Origin of the sequence: Endozoicomonas elysicola, from assembly GCF_000710775.1 — a bacterium.
Lineage (GTDB): Bacteria > Pseudomonadota > Gammaproteobacteria > Pseudomonadales > Endozoicomonadaceae > Endozoicomonas > Endozoicomonas elysicola.
Genome location: NZ_JOJP01000001.1, coordinates 2,899,954 through 2,906,320, shown reverse-complemented (window position 1 = coordinate 2,906,320; position 6,367 = coordinate 2,899,954). Strand labels below are relative to the sequence as shown.

The window sequence follows — 6,367 nt, the reverse complement described above, 5'->3', positions numbered from 1 at the left end:
CGCGGGATGGAGCAGTCTGGTAGCTCGTCGGGCTCATAACCCGAAGGTCGTTGGTTCGAATCCGGCTCCCGCAACCATTTTTACAGTACGCTTAAAAGCAGTTGATGTTCTTTTTTAAAAGATCAGCTGAACAGTTTTGACGCGGGATGGAGCAGTCTGGTAGCTCGTCGGGCTCATAACCCGAAGGTCGTTGGTTCGAATCCGGCTCCCGCAACCACTTTTCATTCAAAATTATCCCCCAAGCAATTCTATAATGCAGTCTTCGAACAACTCCTCCCCTGTTAAAAGAGCGCTTGTTGTTGAAGGCGGTGGCATGCGTGGCGTTTTTACTGCTGGCGTGTTAGATGCATTTCTTGACAAACGAGTCAAGGATTTCACCGGTTACTACGGCGTCTCTTCAGGTGCATTAAACCTTAGCTCCTTCATTGCTGGTCAGCGCGGTCGGAACCTGGAGCTTTACACCAATCTTTGCCTGAACCCTGAATTCATAAGCGTATTACGACATCTAAAAGGTGGAAACCTGTTTGATCTGGACTGGTTCTTTCAAAAAATCAGCCAGCAGAACACGCTAAACTTCATCCGTTTTAAAAATAAACTGGCCAGTGAGCACTTCACAGTCGTAAGCACATGCATTAAAACAGGGAAAGCGGTTTATAACAAAATAGACCGTACGACATCGAACGACCTCATTTCAGACATCCTGAAGGCCAGCAGCGCTTTGCCAATGATTTACAGAAAGCCAGTTATGGTTAATAGTCAGGCCTTGACGGATGGCAGCCTTTCAGACCCCTTACCGATACAAAAGGCAGTTAGCGACGGTTTTAACCAAATTATTATTCTCAGAACAAGACCTGTAGAATTCCGAAAAAAAACGACAACAGGTTCTCGAATTTATGCCTGGAAAAGTCGACAAATGCCAGCTGTAGCAAAGTTAATCAAAGATCAGAATAAAATTTATAATCGTGCAGCAGAATTTGCAGACATTCCGGCACAGGATGGAAGCGTAAAGCTGATCCAGATTGCTCCAGAAAAAAATCTCAGCTCATCTCGGGGAACAAGACAGCGGAATCATTTAGTCTCTGACTACCATTACGGGTACTCCATTGGTTACGCCTTTGCAGAACAGCTAGCCGCCACAGAAAGCCAGCTATAACCGCTCCATCAAATTTACCTCTCCTATCACCCCTATCTGCTAGATTAAGACTTCAGCTGGTTGAAGCCAGCCCATTCACTTTTATCTCATCGCCCTATCTCCCATTGAGGGTCTACCATGCCAAGACAGGTTCTTATCCCCATTGCCGATGGCTCTGAAGAAATTGAAGTCGTTACTATTATTGATACGCTGAGAAGAGCTGGAGCCCAGGTAACTGTCGCGAGCTGCCAGCCAGACGGCAACCTCTCGATTATCGCCTCACAAAAAACACTGCTTAAAGCAGATACCCACATAGAATCCTGTACTGGAAAGCCGTTCCATTTAATTGCTCTACCCGGTGGAATGCCAGGGGCAGAGAATCTCAAAGACTGCGCCCCACTTATCAGCCTTCTTCATGATCAGCAAAAAGCAGGAAAATGGTATGCTGCAATCTGCGCATCCCCCGCCGTTGTCTTGTCACATCATGGATTACTGGATAACACCCATGCTACCTGCTATCCCAGCTTTATGGATCAACTCGAAGGTGCCCTGCCTCACCCAGGCAACACCATCGTGGTTGATGATAAGAAACGTGTTATAACAGCTCAGGGGCCCGGTAATGCAATGGGTTTTGCTTTCAAACTAATTGATGCCCTCTATGGAAAAGACGCTTTTCGGCCGATAGCCAAACAGATGATCGCTGACTGGGCTTTATAACAAAGCCCCCAAAAATTGCTCATCAATCTTCTGTGTTAATTGAACATAGATGGACAAATGCGTATAGAATACATATAAGGGTTTTCCGAAGCAGCAGGAAAGCCCGGTGCATTAACCCATGAGGTATGAAAAAATGGAAAGCTTTATCCTGATTGTGGCTAGCATTTTCGCGCTGTATTACCTAAGTCAAAAACAGGATCTTATGGCCAATAAGATGTTTGGTCATGAATTCAATCGGTTTGAGCGGATTTATCACAACACTACCTATTCCTGCCAAAATTCTACCGTTGTCAGGAAACAGATCACCAGTGGTATGCCACTACCATTCATCCCTTCAACCAGTTATTCCGTCAGGGCACTGTGCCTTACTGAAGATAAACATTGGTTCTGGTTTGATGCCGGAATACACCGAATGAAACTGAGTCGCACCAGCATTACCCCAACAGACTCAAAAGAGGCATTTAATGCCCTTAAGGACGACCCCGAGATTTTACACCGCTACTTTTCAAACCATGACCAGCAGTCAGCATAACTGACTGCCACCCAGCTCCCTCAAAGACTAGGCCACATCTTGTGCCTGACGGAGATCTTTTCGTAAAATTTTACCGACAGGTGTCATTGGCAGATCATCACGAAACTCACAGACTTTTGGTACCTTATAGGCTGTCAAATAATCACGACACCAGTTTAACAACTCATCCGATGTAAGGCTGTCATCAGCCTTTATTACAAATAATTTTACCTTTTCCCCCGAGCTTTCATCAGGTATACCGATAGCCGCGCAATTAGCAACCTTTGGATGACCGGAAACAACATCTTCAATTTCATTTGGGTATACATTAAAGCCAGAAACCAGGATCATATCCTTGATGCGATCAACAATCCGAACAAAACCATCCTCCTGAATCACTGCTACATCCCCGGTTTTCAGCCAGCCATCAGAGTCCAAAACCTCTGTTGTCGCCTCTTCCCTCTGCCAGTATCCGGGCATCACCTGTGGCCCACGAACACACAACTCCCCAGGCTCACCAATAGCCGTTTCTACGCCACTATCATCAACCGTTTTCAGCTCTGTAGACGGTATTGGCAACCCGGCAGTACCCGGTTGTGAAAGGTCTCCCGCTGGGTTCATGCAAACCGCTGGCGAGCACTCTGTTAGACCATAGGCTTCTGAAATAATACATCCCGTTTCTTTATGCCACCTTTGAGCTACTGATTCCTGTAGTGCTGTGCCACCAGACAGAGTCAACTTAAGACCTGAGAGATCACACTCTTTAAAGCGGGGGTGATTAAGCAAACTGGCAAATAAAGTATTAAGACCAATAAACGCAGTAAAACGCCATGGCTTAATAAATTTGATAAATGTATTTGTATCCCTCGGGTTTGCAATCAAAATATTGTGATTACCCATAAATGGCATACACAATAAATGCACTGTAAAGGCATAAATGTGGTAAAGAGGCAGAGGTGCAATAAGAATTTCCTGCCCTGTTTTTAATATTCTCTGCCCCTGTTCATCCACTTGAGACAGCATCTCTTTGGACTGAAGCATATTGGCAATCAAGTTTCTGTTGGTCAGAATAGCACCCTTGGCAACCCCTGTAGTACCACCGGTATATTGCAGAACCACTGGGTCAGAAAGCGTTCCTTCAGCAACAGGTCGATAGCCAGAGGCATTTCCAGACTTCAAAACATCAAGAAATGGAATAGCCTCGGGTAACGAATACCTTGGCACCATTTTCTTAACATGCTTTACCAGAAAATTAACGACCTGTCGCTTTGGCGCTGGCACCATATCAGCAAGACGAGTGACAAAGAGGTGCTTTATTTCAGTCTGACCAACCACCTCTTCAACGAGATGACCAAAATTTTCAAGAAACACAAGCGCCTTTGCACCAGAATCCTTGAATTGGTGTAGCATTTCCCTTGCAGTATAAAGTGGATTGGTATTCACAATAACCAAGCCGGCTCTCAACGCGCCATACACGGCTATCGGGTATTGCAGAAGATTGGGCATCTGAATAGCAATTCGATCACCAGGTTTCAGATCGGTATTTCTCTGAATATAAGCCGCAAACTGTCGGCTATAAGTATCAATTTCGGCGTAGGTAAGTGTATGGCCAATACCGGTAAACGCCGGGCGCGAGCTATTCTCATTTAAAAAAGCATTGATCACAGATAATGCACTGGAATATTCATCAGGATTGATTGTGTTACCAACACCTGCAGGTCTCTTGCCATTCCAGAATGATGCATCCATAGCACTGCGCCTCTTATTTTATGGTTATTGTTATCAGGGCTATTTTGCCTTTTTAATTGATTCTACCCAACATTTTATCGATAGGCATCTAATAAGTGACGAATTTGCCGAATAATTATCATGTAATCTCTGGCAATGACATTTTTTTTACCTTAATCTATTTTTAGAACTGAATTTTCGCTGGTAGCCAGAGACTCCAGCAATAACTACGGAAAGAATCAACAGGATGTTGACCATATTACCGTTTACAAACCCAGTCAGACCACTTTCTGCCACAAACTGGCAGGAGGCTATATATGACTGAATTTTATCTAAAAATACTTTCCGGAAATCACATTGGTGCTGAGATCCCCCTCGAGCCAGGCAGGTATTCTTTAGGCAAAGATGATGGTTGTGATTTGGTATTAACCGATGACAACCTGAGTGATATTGAGCTCATTATCGAGATCTTTGATAATGGCCAAATCAAACTTCAATCAAGCACCCCAGATACTCCTTTATATTTGAATGGAGAACCCGCTGGTTCGGCTATTCAGTACAACCATTTCGATATTGTTACATCCAACAACCTGTTCATAGCGATAGGCCCTGTTGATGCAGAGTGGCCATCTCTGGCACTGCCGAATGTCAACCCTCCACCGACTCAAGACCTGACCATCAACGAGGAAGAACAACAACTTCCCGAAACAGATGAGCCAGAACTATCTGCATCAGACTTTGATCAGAAGATATCTGATGACGAAGAGGAAGAAGATGATGAGGATGAGTTTGAAGAGCCCTCATTTATAGCCAGTATTGATAAAAAATGGCTTGCTGCAATTCCTGTCGCCTTGGTACTGGTTATAGCCATTATAAGCCTGATCATCTCGAATACGGATACCCGGGTACAAAAAGTCACACGCATTCCAGGGGTGCTTGAGATCTCTGCAAAAACCAAAGATAAACTGGGACTAAAAGAGATAAAATTCAAACAATTACCAGATAAATCATTACTGGTTTCAGGATATACACAAACTCTTCAGGATAAACTTGAACTGCAAAAGCTTCTCAGAAAACAAAACGTTCCTTTTAATTCGCAAATCATTGTTATGAATGAGATGCGTGATAATGCAGAAATGCTTCTGAGAGATCGCGGTTACGACAATCTTGAACTTGAGCTGGACAATACACCCGGATCACTGGTGGTAACTGGCTATGTCCCAACCTCCGACGAGCTCAACAATATCATTACAATGCTCAAGCAGGAGATATATGGGTTAATCTCTGTCGTCGACCAGGTTGAAAACCAGGTTGGCAGAGTCAACACCCTCAAATCCATGCTGCGCGAAAAGGGGCTAATCCCCAGAATACACGTCGTAGTTCGCGATCAGACCGTTATTCTGAAAGGACACCTCCTTGATGAAGGTCAGGTTTATGACCTGCAGACAGTTGTCACCAAGTTTCAGAAAAAATACGCCAATAAACCATCCATTGAACTAGCAACCAAGTATGCAGGAGGTACTTTAACCGATAGCCAGTCACCTTTATCCTTAAATATCCGTGGTATCAGTATGGGAAGTGTGCCTTATGTGATACTCATAGATGGTTCCAAATACCTGATAGGAGCAAAACTTTCTAATGGGTATATAATTGAAGATATTAACCTTGAGTATCTTTTATTAACTAACGGAACTGACAGAATCAAATACCGTCTTGGAGGGAACCGTGACGGACAAATCGAAAAACGATGAAAATATTCATCTTTCAACAATCGAAGAGCAACTGATCGAAGATAAAGATGGTAGCTATCGGGATCAACTGCTTAGCCAATTATTTTCTGAAGCTTCACGCCTTAAAGGCTTAAAAGACCAAGGCGCTGCTCCAGAGGATTTTTCAAAGATTGATAGCCTTCTGACTGCCGTAGTAGCAGCAATGGAGGTTGTCGATAAGAGCTGGAAACAGCATCACGGACAATCTAAAGCCTGAGAGGGAACTCAGCCATGGCATTTCAGGATACCTATAACCCGAACTACAACCAGCCCGGGAGCACCAGTTTCAGTTTTGATAAAGTCTCTGAAACTTTTGGTAGCCAGGCGGAAGCTCTTGATGCGGCACTGAAAACCCGTGTTGCCAATATGGACCCCAACAGCACAAAGGACATGGTTGAGTTTCAGGTTGAGTTCAACAAGTACATGATTGTTGAAGGCCTTCGCTCCAGTATCGTCAAGTCTATTAAAGACACGATACAGAGTATTATTCAGAAACTCTAAATGAAATCC

7 protein-coding genes and 2 tRNA genes are annotated in these 6,367 nt (G+C 44.1%); 8 read left to right on the top strand and 1 reads right to left on the bottom strand.

All coding sequences use genetic code 11. From position 1 onward, the window contains the following. From GV64_RS12490 to GV64_RS12470, 5 genes are all read left to right on the top strand, one after another. Positions 1–77 (top strand) — tRNA-Met (locus GV64_RS12490). A 63-nt stretch (positions 78–140) separates the two neighbouring features. Beyond that, a tRNA-Met gene (locus GV64_RS12485) sits at positions 141–217 on the top strand. 36 nt (positions 218–253) lie between these two features. After that, positions 254–1,153 carry a patatin-like phospholipase family protein gene (locus GV64_RS24250; RefSeq protein ID WP_020583182.1) on the top strand — a complete coding sequence of 300 codons (900 nt, stop codon included), beginning with the start codon at positions 254–256 and terminating at the stop codon, positions 1,151–1,153. A gap of 117 nt (positions 1,154–1,270) precedes the next feature. Next, entirely contained in the window at positions 1,271–1,849 is a 579-nt protein-coding gene (locus tag GV64_RS12475; RefSeq protein WP_020583181.1) for a DJ-1 family glyoxalase III, read from the top strand. A gap of 118 nt (positions 1,850–1,967) precedes the next feature. Beyond that, positions 1,968–2,381 carry a hypothetical protein gene (locus GV64_RS12470; RefSeq protein ID WP_020583180.1) on the top strand — a complete coding sequence of 138 codons (414 nt, stop codon included), beginning with the start codon at positions 1,968–1,970 and terminating at the stop codon, positions 2,379–2,381. A gap of 27 nt (positions 2,382–2,408) precedes the next feature. Here the strand turns inward: GV64_RS12470 and GV64_RS12465 are convergent, their stop codons facing one another. Then, the gene (locus tag GV64_RS12465) at positions 2,409–4,109 is read right to left on the bottom strand and encodes a long-chain-fatty-acid--CoA ligase (RefSeq protein ID WP_020583179.1); all 1,701 of its coding nucleotides are present in this window, start codon (positions 4,107–4,109) and stop codon (positions 2,409–2,411) included. A gap of 296 nt (positions 4,110–4,405) precedes the next feature. On the opposite strand from GV64_RS12465, the gene sctD reads away from it, so the two are divergent. Genes sctD through GV64_RS12450 form a run of 3 tightly spaced genes read left to right on the top strand, consistent with a single transcriptional unit; the run spans position 4,406 to position 6,358 of the window. Then, complete coding sequence (sctD, locus tag GV64_RS12460; RefSeq protein ID WP_020583178.1) at positions 4,406–5,839, top strand: type III secretion system inner membrane ring subunit SctD; 1,434 nt, start codon at positions 4,406–4,408, stop codon at positions 5,837–5,839. Further along, positions 5,814–6,074: an EscE/YscE/SsaE family type III secretion system needle protein co-chaperone gene (locus GV64_RS12455; protein WP_020583177.1), complete on the top strand. Its 261-nt coding sequence runs from the start codon at positions 5,814–5,816 to the stop codon at positions 6,072–6,074. Before sctD ends, GV64_RS12455 begins: the two co-directional genes overlap by 26 nt. A 14-nt stretch (positions 6,075–6,088) precedes the next feature. Continuing rightward, positions 6,089–6,358, top strand: a complete 270-nt coding sequence (locus GV64_RS12450; RefSeq protein WP_020583176.1) for an EscF/YscF/HrpA family type III secretion system needle major subunit — start codon at positions 6,089–6,091, stop codon at positions 6,356–6,358. The last annotated feature ends 9 nt before the right edge of the window (positions 6,359–6,367 follow it).

Coding starts and splice junctions, on each gene's coding strand:
- GV64_RS12465 (WP_020583179.1), bottom strand. CDS start 4,109: ATGGATGCATCATTCTGGAATGGCAAGAGACCTGCAGGTGTTGGTAAC.
- GV64_RS12475 (WP_020583181.1), top strand. CDS start 1,271: ATGCCAAGACAGGTTCTTATCCCCATTGCCGATGGCTCTGAAGAAATT.
- sctD (WP_020583178.1), top strand. CDS start 4,406: ATGACTGAATTTTATCTAAAAATACTTTCCGGAAATCACATTGGTGCT.
- GV64_RS12470 (WP_020583180.1), top strand. CDS start 1,968: ATGAGGTATGAAAAAATGGAAAGCTTTATCCTGATTGTGGCTAGCATT.
- GV64_RS12450 (WP_020583176.1), top strand. CDS start 6,089: ATGGCATTTCAGGATACCTATAACCCGAACTACAACCAGCCCGGGAGC.
- GV64_RS24250 (WP_020583182.1), top strand. CDS start 254: ATGCAGTCTTCGAACAACTCCTCCCCTGTTAAAAGAGCGCTTGTTGTT.